At 53.0% G+C, this 25128-nt stretch carries 17 protein-coding genes; 6 read left to right on the top strand and 11 right to left on the bottom strand.

Annotation, left to right across the window (positions count from 1 at the left end; genetic code table 11):
• Window positions 1–70 precede the first annotated feature (70 nt).
• From FIV00_RS18285 to FIV00_RS18265, 5 genes are all read right to left on the bottom strand, one after another.
• Complete coding sequence (locus tag FIV00_RS18285; RefSeq protein WP_152502097.1) at window positions 71–664, bottom strand: L,D-transpeptidase; 594 nt, start codon at window positions 662–664, stop codon at window positions 71–73.
• A 456-nt stretch (window positions 665–1120) separates the two neighbouring features.
• On the bottom strand, window positions 1121–2758 hold the full coding sequence (locus FIV00_RS18280; protein WP_152502096.1) for a fumarate hydratase: 1638 nt from the start codon (window positions 2756–2758) through the stop codon (window positions 1121–1123).
• A gap of 142 nt (window positions 2759–2900) precedes the next feature.
• Window positions 2901–3458: a YceI family protein gene (locus FIV00_RS18275; RefSeq protein ID WP_152502095.1), complete on the bottom strand. Its 558-nt coding sequence runs from the start codon at window positions 3456–3458 to the stop codon at window positions 2901–2903.
• Between the two features lie 11 nt (window positions 3459–3469).
• On the bottom strand, window positions 3470–4060 hold the full coding sequence (locus FIV00_RS18270) for a cytochrome b (RefSeq protein WP_152502094.1): 591 nt from the start codon (window positions 4058–4060) through the stop codon (window positions 3470–3472).
• A 54-nt stretch (window positions 4061–4114) separates the two neighbouring features.
• Window positions 4115–4699: a YceI family protein gene (locus tag FIV00_RS18265; RefSeq protein WP_152502093.1), complete on the bottom strand. Its 585-nt coding sequence runs from the start codon at window positions 4697–4699 to the stop codon at window positions 4115–4117.
• A gap of 420 nt (window positions 4700–5119) precedes the next feature.
• Here FIV00_RS18265 and FIV00_RS18260 point away from each other — a divergent pair, with 420 nt between their 5' ends.
• From FIV00_RS18260 to FIV00_RS18250, 3 genes are all read left to right on the top strand, one after another.
• Window positions 5120–5839, top strand: a complete 720-nt coding sequence (locus FIV00_RS18260) for a glycerophosphodiester phosphodiesterase family protein (RefSeq protein WP_152502092.1) — start codon at window positions 5120–5122, stop codon at window positions 5837–5839.
• A gap of 202 nt (window positions 5840–6041) precedes the next feature.
• A complete protein-coding gene (locus FIV00_RS18255) occupies window positions 6042–7115 on the top strand; it encodes a FecR family protein (RefSeq protein ID WP_152502091.1) in 1074 nt (357 codons plus the stop codon).
• Window positions 7116–7197: 82 nt separating this feature from the next.
• Complete coding sequence (locus FIV00_RS18250) at window positions 7198–9954, top strand: EAL domain-containing protein (RefSeq protein WP_152502090.1); 2757 nt, start codon at window positions 7198–7200, stop codon at window positions 9952–9954.
• Between the two features lie 2 nt (window positions 9955–9956).
• On the opposite strand, the gene FIV00_RS18245 is transcribed toward FIV00_RS18250, so the two are convergent.
• The 6 genes from FIV00_RS18245 to FIV00_RS18220 all read right to left on the bottom strand — a co-directional run bounded on the left by FIV00_RS18245 (window position 9957) and on the right by FIV00_RS18220 (window position 21006).
• Window positions 9957–11408 (bottom strand): NAD-dependent succinate-semialdehyde dehydrogenase, encoded by a 1452-nt coding sequence (locus FIV00_RS18245; RefSeq protein ID WP_152502089.1) that lies wholly within the window; start codon window positions 11406–11408, stop codon window positions 9957–9959.
• 246 nt (window positions 11409–11654) lie between these two features.
• Window positions 11655–12005 carry a helix-turn-helix domain-containing protein gene (locus FIV00_RS18240; protein ID WP_209006604.1) on the bottom strand — a complete coding sequence of 117 codons (351 nt, stop codon included), beginning with the start codon at window positions 12003–12005 and terminating at the stop codon, window positions 11655–11657.
• A gap of 219 nt (window positions 12006–12224) precedes the next feature.
• Entirely contained in the window at window positions 12225–16571 is a 4347-nt protein-coding gene (locus FIV00_RS18235) for a translocation/assembly module TamB domain-containing protein (RefSeq protein WP_152502087.1), read from the bottom strand.
• Between the two features lie 5 nt (window positions 16572–16576).
• On the bottom strand, window positions 16577–18559 hold the full coding sequence (locus FIV00_RS18230; RefSeq protein ID WP_209006603.1) for an autotransporter assembly complex family protein: 1983 nt from the start codon (window positions 18557–18559) through the stop codon (window positions 16577–16579).
• Between the two features lie 214 nt (window positions 18560–18773).
• Window positions 18774–19685, bottom strand: coding sequence for a bifunctional methylenetetrahydrofolate dehydrogenase/methenyltetrahydrofolate cyclohydrolase FolD (folD, locus tag FIV00_RS18225; protein ID WP_152502086.1), 912 nt, complete (start codon window positions 19683–19685; stop codon window positions 18774–18776).
• Window positions 19686–19821: 136 nt separating this feature from the next.
• Complete coding sequence (locus FIV00_RS18220; protein ID WP_152502085.1) at window positions 19822–21006, bottom strand: AGE family epimerase/isomerase; 1185 nt, start codon at window positions 21004–21006, stop codon at window positions 19822–19824.
• A 234-nt stretch (window positions 21007–21240) separates the two neighbouring features.
• Between FIV00_RS18220 and FIV00_RS18215 the strand changes: the two genes are divergently transcribed.
• From FIV00_RS18215 to FIV00_RS18205, 3 genes are all read left to right on the top strand, one after another.
• Window positions 21241–22371, top strand: coding sequence for a polysaccharide biosynthesis/export family protein (locus FIV00_RS18215; RefSeq protein ID WP_152502084.1), 1131 nt, complete (start codon window positions 21241–21243; stop codon window positions 22369–22371).
• A 73-nt stretch (window positions 22372–22444) separates the two neighbouring features.
• Window positions 22445–23794: a capsule biosynthesis protein gene (locus FIV00_RS18210; RefSeq protein ID WP_152502083.1), complete on the top strand. Its 1350-nt coding sequence runs from the start codon at window positions 22445–22447 to the stop codon at window positions 23792–23794.
• A complete protein-coding gene (locus FIV00_RS18205; protein WP_152502082.1) occupies window positions 23778–25100 on the top strand; it encodes a capsule biosynthesis protein in 1323 nt (440 codons plus the stop codon). The genes FIV00_RS18210 and FIV00_RS18205 overlap by 17 nt, the downstream gene beginning before the upstream one ends.
• Window positions 25101–25128 lie beyond the last annotated feature (28 nt).

The following is a 25128-nucleotide window of genomic DNA, read 5'->3' as shown; positions in this document are numbered from 1 at the left end:
CCTGAACTGACGATGAAATCAAAAAAGCCGGGCACTGTGGCCCGGCTCTTGAAACTCTTGGTCTGACTGATCAGCGCTTGACGATAATCTTGGCGCCAACCTGTACGTTTTTGTAGAGGTGAATGACGTCTTCATTGGCAAGCCGAATGCAGCCGGAAGATACTGCTGATCCGATCGTCCACGGCTCGGTCGTACCGTGGATACGGTAAAGCGTTGAGCCAATGTAAAGTGCACGGGCACCCATCGGATTGTTCGGGCCCCCTGGCATGTAAGTCGGCAGGATGCGGCCCTTGCGGCGCTCACGTGCACGCATCTGCGCCGGCGGTGTCCAGCTCGGCCACTCTGCCTTGCGGGTAACACGGTGTGTGCCTGCCCACTGGAAACCGTCTTTGCCGACGCCAACGCCGTATTTCATCGCCTTGCCATTTGGCAGGACATGATAGAGACGACGCTCGGACGTATCGATGACAATTGTTCCAGGTGAATAAGGCCCGTCGTATTTAACGCGCTTGCGTTTTACGGGGGATTTGCCACCGGGATGATATTTCGGTGTCACCCAGGTATTGGTGCTGTGATCGAAGTATCCAAAACGCGGTGCGGCCTGTGCGGTAAGTGCAAAGACCCCCGCAAGAAGCGCTACCACTACAAAGTAAAATCTGTTCATTCTAATTCCCCCATCAGCGCTCGCTCCACCTCAGGAGCGCTTCATGTCGAAGGTTACGTTAGGAAAAGGTCCTTGCCGCACTATTAACAATCATGACCTAAAAAGGGCGAAAATGGAATCTCACGTTGATGTGAGGTGCCCTTGCCTCGATCAATTGTGCTGAAATTGCAACTCGTTTTCCGGTTTTGGCGGTGTGTCACGGTTCAAAAATCGCGTCAAGGTTGTTTATTGTGTCTTTTCAAGAACAAGACGCCGATGATTTTTGATGAAGTCGATCTATTGAGCACGAGTCAGTTGCTCGTTTCCCTATTCAGAGTTTTCAGGTCGATTCGATCCTGACCCTCTATTCAGCGACCTTGTTCGAAGTGGGATGCAGCACTCCAGTGGACATTGCTCTCATGATGACTTGATCAGAAATTGACAGCAGGGCAGCGATTGCTGCCCCGGTGCCAATTGTTAACTCAGGTTGAGTTCCTTGAAGAAGTCGTTGCCCTTGTCATCGACCACGATGAAGGCCGGGAAGTCTTCAACCTCGATCTTCCAGACGGCTTCCATTCCAAGCTCTTCGAATTCGACCACCTCGACTTTCTTGATGCAGTCCTGAGCCAATCGAGCGGCCGATCCACCAATTGAACCGAGATAGAACCCTCCATGGGCCTGGCAGGCCCGGCGAACCTGTGCCGATCGATTGCCTTTTGCCAGCATGACCATGGACCCGCCAGCTGCCTGGAATTGATCAACATAGGCATCCATCCGTCCCGCTGTTGTCGGGCCGAAGGAGCCCGACGGCATGCCTTCCGGCGTCTTGGCAGGGCCTGCATAATATATCGGATGGTTCTTGAAGTAGTCCGGCAACGGTTCGCCGCTTTCAAGGCGGTCGCGCAGTTTGGAATGTGCCAGGTCACGCGCGACGATGAGCGGTCCGGAAAGGGACAGCCGGGTTTTGATCGGATGTTTGGAGAGTTCACCCAGAATTTCAGACATAGGCCGTGTCAGGTCGATCTTGACCACGTGATCCGACAGGTTGTCGTCGGTGACATCAGGCAGGTATTTTTCAGGATGCATCTCAAGCTGCTCCAGAAAGATACCATCCTTGGTGATCTTTCCGACCGCTTGCCGGTCTGCTGAACAGGAAACGGCGAGGCCGATGGGCAAAGACGCGCCGTGCCGGGGCAGCCGGACAACACGAACATCATGACAGAAGTACTTGCCGCCGAACTGAGCGCCAACGCCAGTGGCCTGGGTCAGTTTGTGGATTTCTTCTTCCATTTCGAGGTCACGGAACGCGTGGCCCAGATCGGAGCCCTTGGTCGGCAGACCGTCCAGATACCGTGCGGAAGCATATTTGGCTGTCTTCAGGTTCATCTCCGCTGACGTGCCACCAATAACAATTGCCAGGTGGTATGGCGGACAGGCCGCAGTGCCGAGTGTCAGGATCTTTTCCTTAAGGAATTCGATCATGCGGTCGTGGGTCAAAAGTGACGGCGTGCCTTGAAAAAGGAACGTTTTGTTGGCTGAACCGCCCCCCTTGGCCATGAACAGGAATTTGTAGGCATCTTCGCCGTCGGCATAGAGTTCAATCTGCGCAGGCATGTTGTTCTTGGTGTTCTTTTCCTCGAACATGGAGATCGGCGCCAGCTGCGAGTAGCGCAGGTTTTTCTTGTAATATGCGTCTCGGGCGCCTTCACCGAGTGCGGATTCGTCGGATCCGTTCGTCCAAACGCGTCTGCCCTTCTTTCCCATCACGATGGCAGTGCCCGTGTCCTGGCACATTGGCAGGACACCATGGGAGGCAATGTTGGCATTCTTCAAAAGGTCGAACGCAACGAACTTGTCATTTTCTGTCGCTTCCGGGTCATCCAATATTCGGCGCAGTTGTTCCAGGTGACCTGGGCGCAGATAGTGATTGATATCCTTGAAGGCCTCTTCAGCCAGCAGTCTCATTCCTTCTGGCTCGACGACCAGAACCTCTTCTCCATTGAACTCCGCTGTCTTGACATGGTCCGAGGTGAGCTTGCGATAGGGGGTCTTGTCTTCTCCCTGAGGGAAAAGTGCGCTGTGCTGATAGTCGGGAGGGGTGACGGGAGCGTTCATCGGACGGTTTCCTGATCTGGCTGCCACTGCGGTCTGTCTCAACCGGAAGCGCTGGAACTAAAGTCGCCCTGTCTTACGGCAAAAAGGCCGCGCACGCCAAGTGCTGCGGCCTTCCCAATTCGTCTGAAGTTTTCGTGAGGAACTATCGTGTTGCCGTCAAGTCCAGTGTAACTGAGACAATGTCACCAACAGTGTCGGTTCCAACACCGGCACCAAGCCCATAGGATAGGCGATTGACCGTCGCGGTGCCTGTCGCCTTGGCGGTGTCTCCAGTGATTTCAAGCGTGAAGTCGAGTTCAACAGGCTGTTCCATGCCTTTGATCGTCAAAGTCCCGTCGGCCCGGTAGCTGTTACCCTCGACGAGGGTCACGGTATTTGACTGGAATGTAGCTGCCGGAAAGGCGCTAACGTCAAACCAATCCTGGTTGGGCAGGGTGCCGTCGAACTGGGCATTGCCGGTGGTTGCTGTGGCCGGATTGATCTCTGCCGAAATCTTCGCAGTTTCCGGCTCTGCGGGATCAAAATCGATACTCGCTTTCCAGCTGCCGAAGAGCCCGGTCAATTTGCTGCTGCCCTGTTGGACTTCAAATCCAAGTTGGCTGTTTTCCTGATCGACTGTCCAAGTGTCTGCAAGACCGGGTGAAACAAGACCAAGTGAAACAGCAATACCGAGTGATAAGAATATGTTTTTCAGTATCATGAAGATGTTTCCTAAAGTTGTTTCTCTGAATGCGCCGGGGCAGTTGAAACCATCCTCTTCAAAGTGTCGTCCCGGGCAATGAAATGGTGTTTCAAAGCTGCCGCGACATGCACGACAATCAATGCGATCAACAGGAACGCTCCGTACTCATGCAGTACCTTGAAGAAGGATTCAGCGTCCTCTTGACTGCCAAGTGCAGCAGGAACGGGCAGGTGCGGAATTGGCAGGACGTTGAAGGCGATTGTCGGAATGTTCCAAGGCGATGCCGACACCATGAACCAGCCTGTGATTGGCATCGCGAAAATGAGTACATAAAGCCCGATATGCCCAAGGTGCGCTGCAGTTTTTTCGAGCGGATGCATTCCGTCCGGCAGTTTCGGGGCGGGATTGAACAGCCGCCACACCAGCCGCAGGGCAGCGAGAGCCAGAACAACGAATCCTATGGATTTGTGTAGCTGGTAAAGCTGAAAGGTCGACTGCTCGGTTTGCGGCAATCCATCCAGATAAAGACCGAATGCAAGCATGCCGATGATCAGGATCGCCATTGTCCAGTGAAAGAAGATGGCAATCAGACCATACCCGGTGGAGGAATTGCGCAGCATGGGTGGCTCCTGTGAAGCTGAGACCAGTCATTACCGGTCTCAGCCGAGGGATCATTAATTCGTAGCTTCAGCTTTGAGCGTTTCAGCGTGGAACGTCACCGTGATGTCATCACCCACATAAGGCACGAACTTGTCCATGCCAAAATCGGAGCGTTTGACAACGGTTGAGACGGCAAAACCAGCAGCTGCTTTTTTTGCCATCGGATGTTCGCCAATGGAAGTCACGTCAACAGTCAGAGTGACGGGCTTCGTGATGCCCTTGATAGTCAAGTCGCCTGTGACCGCCAGTTGCTTTTCGCCTGTTTGCTCAACACTGGTGCTTTTGAAAGTAGCTTCCGGAAACTTCTCCGCGTCGAAGAAGTCGGCGCTCTTAAGGTGTGTGTCCCTGTCCGCCCAGAACGTGTCCATGCTATCGACATCAATAGTGAATTCGACGGACGAATTTGCAGGAGTGTCCTTGTCGATCATCAAAACACCATTCCAGGATCCAAATCGGCCTTCGGTCGTGGAATACCCAAGGTGGTTGTAGGAGAAGGAGAGGTTTGCGTGGGATTTGTCAAAGTCGTAGGCGACGGGCTCGGCGACGGCGGTGCCGGCCAGTAGTGACAATGCAATTGCAGATGCTGCGAAACGGATCATGATCAAACCTCTTGAATGGTGTTTCCTTGAGCGTTCGGCCATGAACGCCTGAGGGTTGAGATAGTCATTACTAAGCCTCATGCAATTTGACTGACCGTTCGAGATCAATGAACAATTCGTTATATGTAGAATTTCAGAAGCAAACCGCGCCCGCGGAAGCGGTTTTGCTGTTTCCTTTTGCTGGCGAAGGATTGACAATTGAGCTCGTCGAATCGCGTGATTGGCTTGGCTTGATTGTGGTTTTGAATTGGTGCAATTAAAAATTGATTTTAGTGATAAGTAACTGAAAGAAAAAGAAGACTTGAACTGTCATCAATTCATCAAGAAACTCGGGCACCTCTTTGTCGATCGTTGCAAACGAACGGTCGCAAACACCGACAAGTTCCGGACATATTGTCCGAGAGCGCAGGAGAATTAGACATGAAACGAGCAGTCATTGTGTCCCACAGAGGCGCTTGTTTGGTGGCGCCGGAGAACACTTTCGCATCCCTGGAAAAAGCGATCGAGCTTGGTGCGGACGTTGTCGAATTCGATGTGCGCCCCTCTGATGATGGTGTTTTTTATGTGATGCACGATGCGACCGTTGACCGGACGACAAACGGCAGTGGCCGCTTTTCTGACATGACCTCTGCCGAGATTGAACAACTTGATGCAGGCAGCTGGTTCGGTTCTGAATTCGCGGGAGAACGGGTCCCGCGATTGGATGCCTTTCTCGATGCATGCCAGGGGCGCATCGGAACCTACGTCGAAATCAAGGAAGGGGACCCGGCAGAAGTGCGAGACATGCTGGCAGCGCGCGGCATACTCGAACGCGCATGGACCTTTTCCTTCGATCAGTCGATCCTGGCCGAGGCTCGTGCAAAGGTGCCGGATTTAAGACGGATGGTTCTGTTCGGTCACGTCGGATCCGTCGAGCGCGCTGTTGCCCAGGGTGCTTCCATTCTTGAGTTTCATGAAGACTGCCTGGTCGCTGACTCTATCAAGGAAGCGCAGGAAGCAGGTCTTACGACTCAGATGTTCTATGCAGGCCAGGATCGATCCGTATTCGAAAAGGCCGTTCGCTTCGGTATTGAACAGATGAATATCGACCACATCGACATTTTCAGGGATGTGGAAAGAGAAGTCTTGGAGTCTGTCTAGCTCGAAATAATGATTAGCGAATCGTTAAGTAAAGCTAACTTCGAATTGAGAAGATATTTTTTATTTCATTCTGAGTTGTAGTTCTATTTGTCTGCATCAATCGCCAAAGCATAAAATATCAATAATCTCGGGCAGGTTTCACCTTAGATTAAGTGAGTTGTTGTTACCTTCTGGCCAACGCCAATTGATCGAGTGGCCAAAAATGACTGACAATGCACACGCTAAAGACCGAAGCGCAAAGACGATATCTCTTGGTTTTACTTTTGATGCCGTATTCAGGGAACTGTCTTTTATCTTGGCTGCAGCAACTTTTGTCGTCAGCGTATTTGTGGCCTCCGAGGCAAATGCGCAGGACTGGGTGATAAAGCGTGTTTCAGGAGTAGCCTATTTTGTTGCTCCAGGCGTACAGGCATTCCGTGTCAAACGCGGAATGGTGTTCGAAAAAGGCTACACGATTGGCACGCGACCGGGTGCACGAGCCCTTATTGCCCGCGGTAGCGAGACTATTTCTGTCGGTCCGAACACAACATTCGCAATCTCCAAGCACCGTAGCCGCGGAACCAAAACAACTCTTCTGCAACGCAAGGGGAATATTGAAGTCGACGTAAAAACGCGTCGGCGCAATCACTTTACGGTGGAAACTCCGTTTCTGGCGGCCGTTGTGAAGGGCACAAAATTCGGCGTTTCGGTAAATGCCAAGCGCGCAAGGGTTTCCGTTCAGCGTGGGCTGGTCAGCGTTGAGGATTTTGCTTCCGGAGACCGTGCAAACGTTGGTGCAGGACAGTCTGCCTCCAGTGCACCCGCCGCCAAAGTGGGGCTTCAGGTTGGGGGTAAAACAAAACCTGTTGTGCGACCAGGGAGCAAACGGGCACCGTCGTTCCAGACCCCACAAACCAAGAACGTCCCTTCTGCTGATGTTTCGCCGAATGCTGGGGGAGGGTTCTTCAGTAACTTCTTCAGCGGCAACGGCAATTCCGGTAACAGCGGCAACGGGAATGGCAACAGCAACGGCAATTCCGGTAACAGTGGCAACGGGAATGGCAACAGCAACGGCAATTCCGGTAACAGCGGCAACGGGAATGGCAATAGCAACGGCAATTCCGGTAACAGCGGCAACGGGAATGGCAACAGCAACGGCAATTCCGGTAACAGCGGCAACGGGAATGGCAATAGCAACGGCAATTCCGGTAATAGCGGCAACGGGAATGGCAACAGCAACGGCAATTCCGGAAACGGAAACGGAAACGGCAACAGCAACGGCAACGGTAAAAAATAGAAAAAGAAACTGATTGGGCAGGGGCGCGATTGCCCTTCGCCTTGAAATGTCGTTGCGAATAGTGGGTGGTGACAACGGAAAGATGTGGTCAGACAGGACAAAGCGTTTCGGGAACGCCTGTCTCATCGCGATCCTTGTGGTCGCGGCGACCGCATTTGTGCGTTATGCAGGATTTTCCGACTCGATCGATCGTTTCCTTTGGGAAGCTAAGTTTAGCCATGACAAACGTCCGGTGACCGGGCAGATCGTTCTCATCGATATTGATGCCAAGAGTTTGAATGAACTGGGCGTCTGGCCACTGCCGCGCCGCCTATATGCAGAACTAACGGACTTTGTCGCCGGATCTGGTGCTTCAGATATCCTATTTGATATCGATTTCAGCGCAGTTTCGAGTGCCGAAGATGACCGTCTCTTCGCAAATTCGATTGAAAGTGCTGGCAATGTCAGTCTCGCTATGTTTCGTCAGGCTGCTTCGGCTGGCACGAACCAAAGTGAAGTGATCAACAAGCCTATCGATAAGTTTCTTGAAGCAGCGTGGCCAGTTGTTGTCATGGTGCCCGTTGAAAACGACAGCCGTATATGGAGAAACATTTACGGTTACGACATTTCCGGTACTTCCGAATTGTCAGCGTCAGCATTCCTCGGCGAATACTCAGGGGAAGCGCTTGGCGCCTTTGGATTGGATTTCGGTATTTCTATCGATGAGTTGCCGACAGTCTCACTGGTAGATGTGCTCGACCGGTCAGTCGATCCAGAGTTTTTTCTAGGCAAGAAAGTTGTCGTTGGCGCAAGTGCGCAAGAATTGAGAGATCTCTTTCCTGTCCCGGTCTATGGCATTCTGCCTGGAAGCGTGATTCAGGCACTCGGCGCTGAGAGTTTACTCCAAAACCGCGCGATGCGTATTGAAGGGGAGTTGGCAGCCCTCGCATTTGCCGTCGTTGTTTTCCTCCTGCTTTTGATGACCAAAATCGAGGGCTGGGCGGTCAAAGCCCTGATACTTGCACTCGCCGCTGGGGCGATCGAGCTGGCGGCATTTCTTTTGCAAAAGCACATGCCGCTTCTTGTCCCTACAGCAAGTGCGCAATTCCTTTTGCTATTTGCAGCAACGGGCATAGTTCTGAGGGAACTTGGCTTTCACAGGTTGATCTCGCACGTGGCGACGATCGGAAAGCACAACAGTGAACGGATGCTCGGTCTCGTTTTTGAAGACAGTTTCGATGCCATCGTCGTCATACAGAAAGACGGTTGCGTTTCCGCAGCCAGCCGTTCGGCTAGATTGCTCTTTCATCGCAAGAAACTGATTGGCAGCAAGGCACATGAAGTCCTGCCGAGTGAACTTGTTGAAGAGGCTCAAGAAGTTCTGCTGAGTACCGTCGATCAGATGCCAATCTCCAAAACACTGGCGATGCCGTTTGACAACGGTGATCTGCGTTACATCGAATATGTTGTCACTCGCTCCGAAAGGACGCTCGCGGGCAACAGCGGCGACGACACATCAGAGGCTGTCGCTTGTCTGACCTGTCGCGATGTCACGGAGGAACGTGAGTCTGCGCTTCGTCTTGAATACCTCGCCAAATACGACCCGATAACAGGGCTGCTCAATCGGAACGGGTTTGAAGAAGAATTGACTATGCAGGCTTTGTTGGTGGAAAGCCGGGGAGAGAACCTCGGCCTCCTTCAGTTTGCTGTCGTCAACCTGGATCAGATTGTTGCATCCCTCGGTTTTTCCTTTGGCGACAGCGTCCGCAAAACGATAGCGACCCGATTGAAAACTCATTTGTCGGATGGGGTCACGTGGTCCGCGCTGTCAAGCGACACATTTGCAGCTGCTTTTGCGAACAATCCCACGGGAGACGATGAAACACGTTTGATCGAACGAATCCGGGACCTCATAGGTGAAGACTATTCCATCGACGGTGCAAGAATCTCCGTCCAGCTCAAATTCGGTTATGCAGTGTGCGACGCAGCTGAACCCCCAGAAACTCAACTGAAGCGGTCTGGAAATGCGCTCGCCAGGGTGCGGCGTGACGTTCAGCAGGAGGTTCTGGCCTTCGATCCTGGCATGGACGCCGCACTGATGCGCCGACGTGAGCTTGAGACGGAGCTGTTCAAGGCGATTGTACGTGACGAACTGCAAATGGCCTATCAGCCACTCGTCACACTGGATGACGGATTGATGTATGGGGTGGAAGCACTACTGCGCTGGGAGCACCGAGAGCTTGGACCAATTTCGCCTGCCGAGTTTGTTCCGATAGCTGAAGAAAATGGGTATATCGTCGAACTTGGAGCTTGGGCGTTGAACCGGGCCATGAAGGAATGTTTGTCATGGCCGTTGCCTGTTCGATTGTCGATAAATTTGTCCGCAATCCAGTTCAGCCGTGGCAATTTGGTAGCAACAGTCCAGGAAGCTCTCCAGCGCACGGGTTTTCCTGCCGAGCGCCTCGATCTTGAAATAACGGAGTCGCTGTTTATCGAAGAAGGGCTTGATCTCAGGTTTCTGATGGAGGAGATCAGGTCGTTCGGATGCAGTTTCTCGCTCGACGATTTCGGAACAGGCTACTCGTCCTTGAGTTACTTACCCAACTATCCTTTCTCGAAAATCAAGCTCGATAGGGCTTTCATTCGGGAAACCTTGAGCGACAAGAAGGACGTGTCTCTAATCGAGGCGGTGCTCCATCTCGTGAAAGGCCACGACATGGAGCTTATCGTTGAGGGTATCGAAACACCCGAACAGGCAGCCAAATTGAAGCAACTCGGCTGCCAATTGGGTCAGGGATACTTGTTCGGCAAACCCATGAACGCAATTGAACTGGCAAGCATGCTCTCGAAAGCTGCTTAGGCTCACAAGCCCCCGATGCAGCTGTATTTGACGTTCAGATAGTCATCCAAACCGTATTTTGAGCCTTCGTTGCCCATGCCGCTGTCTTTGAAGCCACCGAAGGGTGCCACTTCGGTGGTGATTACGCCCTCATTGACGCCGACAAGTCCGTATTCAAGTTGTTCCATAACCCGGAACGTTCGGCCGAGGTCTTTGGTGTAAAAATAGCAGGCAAGTCCATATTCGGTATCGTTTGCCAGATTTATCACCTCATCCTCGGTGTCAAAGCTGAAGAGCGCGGCCAGCGGACCAAATGTCTCCTCGTTCGCCACCTGCATGTTTTGTGTTGCGCCTGCAATCAGGGTCGGCTCGAAGAAAATTCCAGGGCCATTGCTGCGCTTTCCTCCCGACAACAGCGTACCGCCCTTGGACAAAGCATCCTGAACATGCGTTGCAACCTTCTCAAGCGCTGCTTCGCTGATCAGCGGACCTTGAGTTGTTCCATCTTCAAGGCCGTTGCCGACTTTCAGTTGATCAGACATTGCAGCTTTGAGTTTTTCGGCGAATGTGTCGTAGACGCCTGCTTGCACATAGATCCGGTTGGCGCAGACACAGGTCTGTCCGGAGTTGCGAAACTTGCTGGCGATCGCGCCTTCAACAGCGCGGTCGAGATCGGCATCGTCGAAAACAATGAAGGGCGCGTTTCCGCCAAGTTCCATTGAAATCTTCTTCATGTGTTTGCCGGCATTGGATGCCAGTAGTTTTCCGACCCGGGTCGAGCCTGTGAAGGTCAGTTTGCGGAGACCCGGGTTTTCACACATCTCGGCTCCGATGGCCGGTGCGTCACCTGTGAGGATGTTGATCACGCCGGAAGGCAGTCCGGCTTTCTCTGCCATAATGCCGTATATGAGTGCAGAATAGGGCGTCAGCTCCGCAGGCTTCAGCACCATGGTGCACCCGGCTGCAAGCGCTGCGCCGAGTTTGCGAGCGATCATGGAGTTCGGAAAATTCCAGGGTGTGATCGAACCGACTACACCGACAGGTTCCTTCGTCACCAGAATGCGCCGGTCTGCCCAGGGAGAAGGGACCGTGTCGCCATATATGCGCTTCCCTTCTTCAGCGAAGAAACGGATGTATTTCACTCCAAGCGCGATTTCGCCCTTGGCTTCGGCAAGCGGTTTGCCCATTTCGGTTGTCAGCAAGACCGCGAGATCCTCGTGATGCTCCATGATGGCATCGCAAAGAGTGTGCATCAGCGCGGCGCGCGCATCGGCCGTTAACGCTTTCCAGGCAGGCAGCGCCGCGTTGGCGGCCTCGATTGCCCGTGCAGTTTCAGCGCGTCCGCAAACAGGTACGCTGCCGAGTGTTTCACCTGTTGCCGGATTGACCACATCCAGCGTTTCACCGCTGTCAGCGTCAGACCACGCACCAGCAATAAAGACCTGTTGTTTTAAAAGCGCGGCATTTACCGACATGAAAGTCTCCCTGAAAATAGTGCCTGCGTGCTTGAAGCAGCTGACTATGCTTTTCACAGTCATAGGGGGGTAATCGCGTGTCTGGCAAGCGCGATTTGATTGGAGCCTTTAGAGCGTCTGTGACGAAGAATTGCTGTTCGATGCTGAACATTCACACGCCGTTTGAAAAAAGAAAAACGCGCCCCAAGTGGAGCGCGCTTATGGCATTGCATTAGAACGTCAGCGAAGGGAATTTGTCGGCAGATATCAGCCGTTCAAGCGTTCCTGCAGAACTGCTATCTCATCTGCAAGCGCTTGAGCCTGCCGCTGAACGCGATCAAGTGCGACCCGCATGCTGTCGAGGTCAGCAGCAGCAGGTTCTTCGGAAAAGGGTGGAGTGCCTCGACCGACAAGAAGCCACGTCGGGCTTACATTCAAAACACCGGCGAGCAGCACCAGCTTGTTGGACCGTGGTTCGGAACGGTCGCTTTCCCAGCTTTGAAGCGTTGCAGTTTTAATTCCGAGACGTCGTGCGAGCTGCGCAGTCGACAGGCCAGCCGCATCACGCGCCTTGCATACGCGTTCACCAAGTGTGTAGTCGCTGTTGTTGGTGGACATGAGTGCGCTCCCGTCATTTTCAGCCGAATCCGCCGCCAGATAGACGGTTGTCTCCGCTTGGGAGGGGAAATTTCTATCGTATACTTGGGTCATGGGCGGCACACTTGCACGAGAGGTATGTGCACTGCAACAGCAAGCGGTCGATTTGTCGCATACTGGGTGAGTAAGGGCGGGATCAGGCCGAAAGCCTGTCAAAAATGACGGGACTACTGATCTACATCAGTACTCCCGTTCAAAAAATATCCCTGCCTTGGAAGACCCGTCAGCACCGACTTCACCGCGCACCTTCAGCCCACGGTCGAGATCGATATCAACCTTGACACGGCTGGATCCGGAGCCGGTTCCTTGCTCAACGCCGACATAAATGTTGTCGTTGATATACTTGCCGACAGCAACGGACGGTCCATCGTCTCCATCCGTGTTGATATCGATGGCGTCCAGGCCCAAAGACTTGCGTATCGTGGCGAGGGGCCCGGTGTCGCTTCCACCGGTCAGGGTCGCTATGGCCGCAGCAAGACGCGCTACTTGCGTCGCCGAAAGGTTGCCGACGCTCTTTCCGAACAAAAGCAAGGCCAATACTTCGTCCTGAGGCAGTTCGGGAGAGGAACTGAACTCGATGAGAGGGTCGTCCGCGTCACCACTTACCGAAACTGTAATGGACGTATCGTTGACGGTCGTCGTGGCAGCAAAATCGATAACGGGTGTGAGCGACCCTTCAAAGGTTGCTGTTCCGCGCGAGAAAACGAGCCGTCTGGTAAGGATGTCCAATTGACCGCGCTTCAACGAAAAAGCGCCAATCGCCTGCGGATTTGCGGTTGTCCCGACGACCTTGAGATTTCCCTGAAGCTCAGCATCCAAGCCGCGCCCTCGGATAAAGATGCGCCCCGGCGCGGAAACAAGTATGTCCAACCGAGGTGGAATTGACTTTTGTTGCGTTTGGTTTTGTTTCGGTCCGCCGCCTATTTGGGCAACTTGTTCCATGATCGCTTTTGACGCATGAATATGTTGCACGTCGACGGGCGGGATTGCGCCAGGCAGGTACTCGGGAATGGAGATATCGGCCTTATTGATCGTGACGCTTCCACCGAAAAGAGCGGACGAAGAGGAAGAGGCAAGGGGCCCCGTGATCTTGAGATCAGCGTCCACCTCGGCTGTTACCAGACCAGGGTCTACATAGCGGCCATTGTCGAGATTTATAGAAAGATCTGCCGGAAACCCGTCATTCATGCCGACGGTCCCGGACGCTGAGAGCGATCCGCCCGTTACAATCTCTCCAGTTACACCATTGATCGAAGCCTGGTTCTGATTGACCGACGCATTGCCGCTGATGTTTCGCACGGTAAGGCCGGTGGAAAGGCTCGTCACCTTCAGGTCAGCGGGGGTCGCGGTGATCTGATACGTGGGTGAACTGGCAGAACCGCCCACGTTTCCGTCCACTGCAATCGCGCCTTCGCTTCTGATACCTGCTTCCAGCAATGGTCTTTTGAGCGCCAATGTCGGGATTGTGCCATTGAGCTTTATGGAAAGTGGATTGGGTTGTGCCAGCCCAATCGTCCCTGACGAGGCAAAATTGAGTCCACTTGCATTATTGAGCTTCGTTGATTGATTGATCTGGTTGTTCTTGAGCGTGCCCGTGGTGGTCATGCTGAAGTCTGACAGACCGTTTTTCCGCAGCTCGGTTGCCGTCAGACCGCTGCCTGTGATCGACCATTTGGCTTCAGGCTCGGCTGTGCTTCCGCTCGCTGTTGCATTCCCGGAGAGAGTGCCGCCGAGACCGAGCGAAGGGACGAACGCATTTGCAAGGTTCAAAGGTACGGATTTCAGTTCTGCGCTCATATCGAGCGATTGACCGGCCTTTCCCGCCAGTGAAAGCGAACCGTTGCCAAGCGAGAGTTCCAATGGCGTAATCGTTACATCGCCATTTTGGTAGGTGATCCGGGACGGTTGGTTTAACTGGCTTTTCAGCCCTTGATAGCGAAGCCCCAGTTCAGAAAGGGCAACCAGATAAGCACCAGTCTCAGGTTCGCTGATATGCGCTGCCAATGTGAGGCCGTCTTTTTGCCCCTTATCCATGTCCGCTTCGGCAGTAATTGCTGTGCCTCCATCCTGGGGCTTTGCAAGAACTTTCACCCGGTGAATAGGTGTTGCGTCCGTTATCAGTTCCGTAATCTCTATGTCTGCGGAGACTGTTTCAGGCGCATACGGAGCAGCAAGGTTGGCTTTCAGTTTCAGCGAACCGATGCTGACAGTGGGCACGTCAATGTCACTCCCAGTGACGTTCAGGACGAGAATTTTGTTGTCCGGATCAGCTGATACGGTCCCTTCGATACGCCCGCCGATCTCAGTGAGAAGGAGCGGTGAAAGCGATGCCAGATCAGGTGCGTCAATCTTCAGCTCGCCGGCAAGTGTTTCCAAAGGCTCGGTCAGATCACCAACCGAGAGATTTCCGTTGATCGAATTCCCTGCAAGCTTCATCGACAGTGGATCAATGTCTGCGCCGCCATCCCGGCTTGACAACTCCACGTCAACGGAGATCGGTTGATCATTGAGCTTTGCAGAGCTTTTGATAGTGGCTTTGGGAGCTGCAGGGTCCGCGACAGCCTCTGTTTCGAACCTCAATTCATCCAAGGGCGTGCCGGCAAGAAGAATTTGATCGGAACTGGCCGACGCCTCAACATTTAGCGCGTCCACCGGGCCGGACGTTTTTGCGCTGAATTCCAGGCTGCCAGAGAGTTGAGCGTCAACCTTCGACAGATCGGCGAGTTTCGCGGTCAGCTCTGAGATCAAGGAGTCGTTTTCGTATTGTGCGTTGCCATTTGCCGACAGCGCGCTGTTTTTCAACGACAGGCTTTTCAGCGTTATGTTGTCTTGGCCCTCCAGATATAGTGTCAGATCAACCTGAGTATCGTCTATCAGAAGCGCATCGGCTTGTGCGACACCAGTTTGCAGATCTTTTGTAATCAATGACAGGGCGACCGATCCTGAAAGCGCACTTGGGTTCAGATTGGTGGAAAAAGAACTGGTGAGGCCTCCGCCGAGCGTTCGGCCCGCCACCTCTGAAAAGATTTCCAGATTTCCAAGGGACATGCGCCCCTGTGCTTTGATTTCATCTTGCGATAGCAAGCTGTCGTTTAACGCGAGACTGGCAGCAGGCGAAGTCAGGTCCAGAGATTGGAAAAACAGACTTTGCGATTGGGCATCCACCGATCCTGTGGCATTCAACTCAAGCCGTCCTGAGACTGGCTTGGTTTCAGGTGACAAACCCACCAATTGTTTGACGTTGAGTTTCAGGTCAAATGGTGTTTTCAGTGCGTCGGGGGTCAGGTCGGCACCTGATCCTGAGGCGCTGAGCGTCAAAGCGCCCGTGCGAGCTTCAGTGGTTTGCAAAGAGGCGAGACCGGCGTTAAGCGACCACACTGCTGCGGTCTGATCTCCAGTCACGGAAAAATCGACGTTCGTTGGCCCAAACGCAATACGCCGATTCCCGAGATCAAGTGCAATCAGCGCATTGTCACCTGCACTGACAACCAGTTTGCCAGATGCATTTAAACTCTCGGAACCAAGTTCAGCATTTGCACTCAAGGCAACGGTTTGTGTCCTGAGTGAAAGGTTCCCGGAGCGCGGCGAGAACTCGGGAGAAAACTGAGCACTCCCCTTGATGTCTGTCGTTCCAAGAAGAAACGCCTGGGCAGCTGGCGGAGCAAGTGGCTCAAGGTCGCCGTCCAGATCGAATTCCAGGTTTCGTCCCTCAGCGGTTTGCGAAATCTGTGCCGAACCGGTGACGGTTTTGCGACCATCCAGAGCAACTTCGAGATTGGCCGCCCAGTCGGTGAGTGGCCCGTCGCCTTTCAGAGAAAGAAGCAGCGCGGGAAGGTCCGGGACTTCGAGCAATCGCGCAGCAAGACCGCCCCGTGGCTCTGATACAGAAATGTCGAATGCAAGCGTTTCAGCAGATGGTTCAAACTGAGCTTGGGCCGTTAGCGAGGCATCGATTCCATCAATCCTGTGTACATCGAGATCAGCGGTTATGAGTGCAGGATCAAGAGCGAATGAACCGGACCCGGAAGCTGCCAGGGAAACTGGGGCGCCCAACAGAGGTTCCCCAAGATTGAGTTCTGCAATCGAAAGTACTTTCAAGGAAATGTCGAAGGGAAGTGCGATCCCACCAGACCCTGAAGTCTGCGCGCTGGAGGAGGAGGGGTCCTCTTCAGCACCAATCGGCACTCTGTTGACATCGATCAGCGACGCGGAAATCTGACTAATGTTCAAGTCACCGGTAATTAGTCCCAGTGGTCGCCAGTCGAAGGTTAGGCCTTCGGCTTCAAGCCAGGTTCCTTGAGTGTCGGCCAGTTTCAGTCGATCCAACGTAATGTTGAGACCGAAGCTTATGTAAAGCTCTTCAAGCGTGACCGTTTGATTTTCATTGGATGCAAGGGAGCTGGCGACATTTGAAAGGAATGCCCGACCTGCCGGCAGCTGTAATGCTCCGATGGCGAGCACCGGCAGCGCGACCGCAAGCGCGATCAGGAATCCGAGGATTCGCAGGGACAATCTTAAAAAACGCATATGCGCTAAAACGCCTGGCTCAAACCGACATAAAGAGCGAAGTCCGGGTCACCCGGACCAGGATCGAGCGGTACCGCCGCATCGATTCGAAGTGGCCCTATAGGAGTAAAGTAGCGCAAACCGGCACCAACGCCCACCTTTAGGCTCTCTGAAAAGTCCGGAATGCTGTCTTCATAAGCGTTGCCCGCATCCACAAATCCGACAACGCCGATAGTGTCGGTGATTTTCACCCTGACTTCACCAGACAATTCAAGCAACGAACGCCCACCGGTTACCTCGTCATTTATGCGGGGGCCGACATTTCGATAGGCGTAGCCGCGGATAGATCCACCACCACCTGCGATAAAGCGCCGGCTTGCGGGAACGGCTTCAACCGAGGGCGCAACAATTGACCCGGCCGATACACGTCCGGCCAGAATAAAGCGCTTCGCTTCATCAAGTGCGTAGTAGCTGGACACAGTGCCTTTCACAAAACCCATCGCATTGGAATTCAATGTGTCGTAGGCAGGTTCTGCAAAGACTGCGGCAAAGACGCCTTTCGACGGGTTGAGTTTGTCGTCTCTGTTGTCGAACGTCAGGTCGGCGGGAAGGCCGAACAACAGATAATCGTCATCGCCAAATGCGTCTTCTTCATTTGCATAAAAGATTTCCGCACCCGCACGGCCTTTAAGCGTGTCGGAAAATTCTCTGTTCAGATAAGCGTCAAATGTGATGGTGCGGCTCTTATAAGCATCTGGATTTTCCTGGCGCGCCTCGAGACTGGTTGAAAAACTTGTCAAAGGTCCGAAGACGCCGGGCTTTTCGAATGCGATCCTTGCCGAATATTCCTGATCTTCGATGCTTTCCGTACCAATGCGGCCAATAGAGCCCTCAACCGAAAGCAACTCGCCACGTCCGAACAGATTGCGCCGTCGCCAGTAGCTCTCAACCCCGAAACCTTCAGTACTCGACCAGGAAGCGCCGGCTCCAATGACGTGCCGCTTTCGTTCGCTGACTTCAATTGTTATCGGCAGATTTCCGTCCGGGCCTTCAATATGGCCCTCAACCAGTCTTATGGATGAGAAGATACCAAGTTCATTCAAGCGCTTGCGTGCGCGAGCCAAGTCTTCTGGCGAATAGATCTTGCCCTCAGGCAGCATGGCCTGCTGAACGACAAAGTCAGGATCTGTCACTTCAGTGCCGCTAACGGAGACTTTGCCAAAGCGCGCCTGTTCACCAGCGTCGGCGACGAGGGTCACATCCAAAGTGTCTGTACTGTGGTCGGCAGTTATGCGCCGCTCCGCAATGGAGGCCTTTGGAAAACCGCGCCCGCGAAGGTCAGCCACCATACGTTTTTCAGCCGTGAGGATTTTCCCCGAGGCAGCGACATCACCCGCCTTGAGCCCCCAATAGCCTGGATCTGAAGTCAAATCGCCGCCGCGTGAGACAACAACCACTTTGCCGAACGTGAATACTGGACCCGGGTTCGCGACGATGGAAACATTGACCGGCCGCGCATCTGGAAGGTCGCTTTGTTCCAGGGCTGTTTCCAGTGGTATTCCAGACAAAGTGATGTCGACGGTACCGCCATAACGCCCGTCTGCGTAAAGTTTTGCAATCAGTCTTTCCCGGTCGGAAAGTGCCCTGGCGATCAGTCCGGCTTCACCAGAAGGGGGCTTGTCCTGTTGTTGAACAAGCAGCGATGCGCCTTCGAGTTCATCTTTCAGGTGATCGCCACCGCTTGATATGCTCAAGTCGGCTTTGTAAGGCAAGGGGTCTGGAACAGCGGCAGCTTCATCCTCAGCCGACTCGAAAAATTTCCAGCCGAACACTTCAAAGGAGTGAGCCGGCAACGGCACCGCAAGCAATGCTCCAACGAGGATGATCCTGATCAAACCGTGTTTTTCAATGCAGCGCGCACCGGCAACTTGTAGCGCTGCCAGTGCAGTGTGAACGTTGAGACGCGTGTCCGCTCGAGAGCCGGACATGCAGGACGGAAGACCCTTCACTTACTGCCGCCTGTCGGATTGGCATGGCTTCTTGCAAAGAAACACTCTTGTGCAATTCAACCAGCTGCTGATGCAGCCCCTACGTCACCCACGTTAAGGAGCCATGGTTAAAGTAATACAAACACGATAGACCATGGCGCAGGTATCAACGCAAGAGTGAAGGGTCCTCAAGAGCTTGATCACCTGAATTGGGTGTCAAATACTCCAATGGTTGTCAGAACAGTGCTTGATCTTCTGGTAAATTCATCAAACGTCGAGCGGCGGTCAAAGTATTGGCCATGAGCATGGCAATTGTCATGGGACCAACGCCACCTGGCACAGGTGTGATCGCGCCGACATGATCGACAGCCTCATCGAAGGCGACATCCCCAACAAGTCGTGTCTTTCCCTCGCCCTTTTCGGTGGCCGGAATACGATTTATGCCAACATCGATGACGGTAGCGCCAGGCTTGATCCAGTCACCTTTGACCATTTCAGGTCTCCCGACTGCCGCAACAACAATGTCAGCCGCCTTAACAATCGCTGGGAGATCCTTGGTTCGGCTGTGAGCGATGGTGACCGTGCAACTTTCTTGGAGCAGCAGGCTGGCCATTGGTTTGCCGACAATATTGGAACGACCGACGACGACCGCGTTCAGTCCAGACAAAGTGTCGCCCAATGTCCGTTTCAGAAGCACGAGACTGCCTGCCGGTGTGCAGGGGACAAGCGCGCTGGCACGTTCTCCAGCCGTCAAAAGGCCGACATTTACCGGATGAAAACCGTCGACATCCTTTTCAGGACGAATCAGGCGAAGAACCTTGCTTTCGTCAATGTGACCGGGCAGCGGCAATTGTACCAGAATGCCGTGAATCTCCTCGTCTTCATTCAACTGCGACACCAGAGCGAGCACGTCCTCTTCGCTCGTGTCCGCCGCGAGTGTGTGTTTCACGGAATGAAAGCCGCAAGCTTCTGCCGCTCGGTCTTTGTTTCGGACGTAGACTTGGCTTGCCGGGTCTTCACCAACAAGAACAACCGCCAGTCCCGGCCGTTTTCCAGTCGCTTCCAATAACTGCGCTGCGCGATGAGTGATTTCATCGCGAACTGAATTTGCGATTTCCTTGCCGTCAATTATCTGCGCCTGGGGCATTCAGCCTCCTCATACATCTGCAATTGCAACATCCGATTTCAGAGGAACCTATAGAACCGCAATCAAGTTTCCAAAAGACGGTTTGCGTCTTTTCCTTTGCTGGTTGCGCCACGAAATGCACGCTTGTTGATAAGCACTATTTACCAGCTGCAAACCTGTTCAGTTCGGAAATGGCGCAGACAATGTGGTATAAGGAGCTGGCCGGTGCCGGCTCGTCTTCAAACTCTCCGTCTGGACTCATCTTGTCCCGCCAAAGGCCTTCAGGCGCTGATTCGAAGAACTTTCGCATCGCGTTTGCAGCATCCGGTATGTCTGACAGATAGGCGTCGCGCTCCGGTCCGTTGGAAATTTCTGCAAGAGCGATCGCGGCCTTTAACCATTCGGTCTGACCCCATAGTCGCGCGATCGGGTCGCGAACACTGAAATCGTCATTCATTGCCATGAATGTGACACCACGTGACTCGTCGATTCCATACGTCCAGGCAATATCATAAAGGCGCCTTGCGGCTATCAATGCACCGGCGTCGTTGCGAGATTGGCCCCATCGTGCCAAAAGCCAGGCCCATTCAAATTGATGTCCCGGTTCCATAACGCGGCCCAAATCTTCGCTGAATGGAGACCAATCCATCTCAAAAAACTCTCGCAATCCTCCGGTGACGGGATCGATAAAGCGGTTCAGTGCCAGTTCGGCGATTTCGTCAGAAAGTTCCCGCCATGCAGGATCAGCGGAAATGGCTTCCCAGGCCAGGCATGCTTCAAACATGTGCATGTGCGGGTTTGAGCAAAGAGGCAGTTTGTCGGGATTGGCTTCTCGAAACCCGCCATGTGGATTGCGATAGTTTTCAGTCAGATAGTTCAATAAATCGGATGCATGCTCTTCGGCGTCTGACTGCAAGTCAGAGACATTGCCTGCTATTTGCGCGAATGCAAACAGTGCAAAGGCCTGATTATAGAGATCGAACGTTTGATCCGTTACCCGGTTTTCGACATCAACCGACGAGATGAAGTAGCCCTCGTTCGAATGATATGCGTCAAGGAACCATTTATATAGACCCTTGGTGAGGGCTTCGGCTGGGCCGGACCACCCTAGCTTCGCCCCTTCCAGAAAAGAGTAGATCTGTCTTGGAACAACTCTGGCCCGCCTGGCGACAAACAGGGGTTTCTGTGTTGCCAGATCAATCGACTCGTAACACTCGCCTTTGTCGATATCGGCACCGAGAGCTGTCCACATCGGCAGTGCACAATTATTCAGCCAGACTGTCAATTCTGCGGATTGGTGCTGTACCGATCTTCCGACTTGAGTTTTGTCAATTGTTGTCATCGAAGACTCCGATACGAGCATAATTCTGCCGGACTCAACCAGGACACTAATGGCCTTGGCGCTAAGAACTGAAGACGATAAATCAGAAATTAATCAATTCACTAGGAAAAACGGTCTACTGTTACAGCAAAGTCACAGATGGGATGTTTCTCCGGGGGAAAGGGCCGTTGTGTCTTGGACAACCCCGACAGGGAATGCTACCAGACTGGCAACCAATGGGTGGATCGGGTTCTAATGCGTTTTATTTCTGTTTTGGTAGCTGCGGCGGCTTTGTTCGGGTGTTCCGCACTGCCCGGCGATGGGCCGGCTGCCATTAACATTACTTCCCAGGATGTTGAATCGAGCGCCGAAGCCGGTGATTTCACCGTCGTTGTGATCGATCCGGTCAACATTGAGGCGATCCGGGCGTATCGCCCTCTGGCTTTTGCCAACCAATTCCGTGGCGTTGGGCGCGGTGGGTCACCAACTCTCTTGGGTGTTGGCGATACGCTTGTTGTAACAATATGGGAAGCTTCACCGGATGGCCTGTTTTCCAGCGGCGATAGCGGCTCCAGCCAAATTCCATCGGTCGTCGATGAGAACGGCTTTATCTTCGTGCCTTACGCCGGGAGGGTGCGTGCCGCCGGATTGAGTATCGAAGGTCTTCGTCAATCGGTTCAGAAGAAGCTTGTCGGAAAGGCAGTGGAGCCGCAGGTTCTGATTTCTCTGAAAGACAAGCTTAGTTCCACGGCCGTTGTTGTTGGTGATGTCATGAAGCCGGGTGTCTACCCGCTTCCACTGCGCAATACGCGGTTGCTTGATCTCGTTGCGCAGGCCGGTGGCGCTCGCGAGGCGACATACGAGACCGTCGTTACTTTGAAGCGAGGCAACAGGGCAGGGACGACACGTCTGGAAGACCTGATCGATTTTCCTGAAAATAACGTCCTTATTTCACCAAGCGACAACATTCTCTTGTCTCATCGCCCGAGAACGTTCTCAGCGTTTGGTGCCGTAAAGTCCAACCAGTTAGTGCCTTTCCGTACAAAGAGTGTTTCGATGGCTGAAGCGCTCGCTACAGTTGGTGGTCTTAGAGACGAAAGAGCGGACGCCAATGGTGTGTTCTTGTTCAGATACGAAGACGCCGCGTTGGTCCGGCAGCTTAGACCGGAACTTGCTGACAAACTGGCCGGTAAAAAGACTGCTCCGCTGGTATACAAAGTGAGCTTGCGTGACCCGAAGGGGTTCTTCATGACGCAGCACTTTGAAATGCGAGACAAAGATATTCTTTATATCGCGAACCATCCGACGGCAGAACTTGGCAAGTTCCTTCAGATAATTGCGCCGTTGATCAGTAACTATTCTGTGGTACAGGGTATTACCGACTAACAGTCGTGGGCCAAACATGATGACGGTTCAAAAAGTTGGGTGAACCGTCATTGCCAGCAGGTTGGCAAAACATATGAGTTCAGTCAGCTGCAAGGTCGTTCTCTTTTTGCAGGGACCTCCAGGAGTGTTTGCCCGCTCAATTGCGGACAGCCTGGAGAAACGCGACGTGAAAACGCTTCGCGTGAACTTATCTGCAGGCGATTGGCTGGGTTGGCACGATCGAAGATGTACCTCATACCGTGGAAGCCTGGAGAATTGGCCCGACTGGCTCAGAGCCTTTTGTCTGGAGAACCAGGTCACTCACATCGTCTACTATGCCGACAGGGTTCCTTATCACGTCGCTGCGGCTGAGATTGGCGATGAGCTTGGTATATGCTGTATGGCATTTGAAAATGGCTATCTGCGGCCAGACTGGATTACGCTTGAACATGTCGGCATGTCGGCGCATTCTCGTTTCCCGGAAGATGCTGGTCACATCAAAAAAGCAGCTGAAACGTTACCTGATGTGGATCGCGAGGCGCGATACAAATACCCGTTTATCAATGAAGCCGTGAACGAAGTGACGTACAACATGGCAAATGTGATATTTGCTTTGGCTTATCCAGGATATGTACGCGATAAACTATATCATCCCTTGCTTGACTACCTGAGCAATATTCCTCGTTTTACCTTTGCCAAAAGTCGAAACCGACGTGCCTTGCACGTCATCGACGATATCATTGCAACCGGGCTGCCTTACTACGTATTTCCTTTGCAGCTTCAAAGCGATTATCAGCTTCGATTCAACTCACAGTATGATCACATCGCTGAGGCAGCGGAAGAAGTCATCCGTTCATTCTCTCAACATGCGCCTTCTGCTGCTCGTCTTGTTTTCAAAGTACATCCACTCGACAACGGAATTGAGCCCTGGTCTCGCATCTTAAAGTCCATTTCGAAAAAACATGGAGTAAAAAAGCGAGTTCTGTTGGTTGATGGCGGAAATCTGGATCAATTGCTTACGCACGCAGCCGGTTCGCTAACAATCAACAGTACAACAGGGCTGCATTCGCTTCGTGTAGGCTGCCCAACAAAAGTTCTCGGCATTGCGCTTTACGATATAGACGGATTGACCTGTCAGAAATCACTGGATGAATTCTGGCGTGAAGGAAGTGAACCAGACGTTGAGCTCAGAGATGCGCTGGAGCGCTTGCTGGCGGCAAGCATTCAGGTCAAGGGGTGTTTTTACACTAAGGAAGGTCGAGAAGCCGCAGCAGAACTGATGGCGCAGCGGATGATTGCTGGTACTGTCAATTTGCCGGATGCCCTTTGTCAAATCCCGCCACGCCTAAAAAAAGCTCGAGCGCGTGGAATTGCGACGACATTTGCCGAGCAATTGAAAACGCGCGGCCGCACGGAACGCTGGTCTCATGTCTGGCGAGGCTAACGACCCTCACTGCGACACGCCTCTTTTGGTGTCCGAAAGAGCGATCCTTTTTCTACAAGGACCTTTGTCGCCATTCTACCGACAGGCAGGCGACATCTTAAGGCAAAAGGGGTACCGGGTTCATAGACTGAACTTTTGTGCGGGTGATTGGCTTCACTGGCACGGCGAGGGATGCACAAGCTATAAGAGCGACGAACGACATTGGCCGGAGTTCATCGCCGAGTTCTTAAGCAAAAACCAGATAACTGATCTTGTACTTCACGGTGATCAGCGCCTCTATCATCGACTTGCGATTGAAGCAGCATTGAAAACCGACGTCTTCGTTGCCGTAACTGAGCTGGGAGCGCTACGCCCTGGATGGATGACACTGGAACGGAACGGTCTTTCGACCTTAAGCCACTTTCCAGTAAACGCTGACGAGATTCGTGAAATTGCGAAGAGGGCAGGCGATGTGGATTTGAGCCCTCTTTATCCAAGTTCATTCTGGCTGCAGACTGCACCTGATGTGACTTACAACTTGATCAATGTCTTCCTGAAGGTTCTCTACCCGAACTACCAACGGCATACGATCTATCCGCCTGTATCAGAGTATTTGAGAGGTGCATTGCGCCTGATTTCACAAGGCAAACGTGACAGGGCTGTACAGCGTGATGTTGGCACCCTTAAAAAGTCGGGAAAACCATTTTTCTTGCTGCCCTTGCAGTTGGAAGGGGACTTTCAGCTTCGAAGGCACTCACCTTACGATAGCTTTGCTGAAGTTATTGATGTTGTTTTCAGGTCGTTTGCAAAGAATGGCCCTCAAGATGATTGTCTCGTTTTGAAAACCCACCCGCTCGATGTCGGATTTGAAAACTGGCGAGAAGCGAGTTTGTCGCTTGCTCATCAACATGGCCTGTCAAAAAGGCTATTATTCCTCGATGGCGGGCGTTTGTCCGATCTTTTCGACGCGGCGAGAGGCGTCGTGACATTAAATTCGACTGCCGGTGTGGAAGCTTTACAGGCAGGTCTACCGGTTAAAACGCTGGTGCCGGCACATTATGATATTGAGGGATTGACGCATCAGGGAGACCTAGAAAGTTTCTGGCAATCACCGCAGAAACCTGATCTGGAACTTTTGGGCTGTTACATCCGGGCACTCGCCGCAACAACACAAATTCGCGGATCGATACACAATCGCAAAGGAACGCGAATTGCAGCAGAAAATCTTGCCAATCATATCGCAGATAGAACAATAAATCCGCTAGGCGCATTTGTTGATCCTCCGCCGAGACTCACAAGAGCACGAGAGCTCGGAGTACCCTTGTGATCAATTGGCTTCCATCGAGAAAACGAAA

Origin of the sequence: Labrenzia sp. THAF82 (assembly GCF_009363435.1) — a bacterium.
Taxonomy (GTDB): Bacteria; Pseudomonadota; Alphaproteobacteria; order Rhizobiales; family Stappiaceae; genus Roseibium; species Roseibium porphyridii.
Note: the sequence above shows the minus strand (reverse complement) of the source record. Positions and strands in the feature narration are given on the sequence as shown.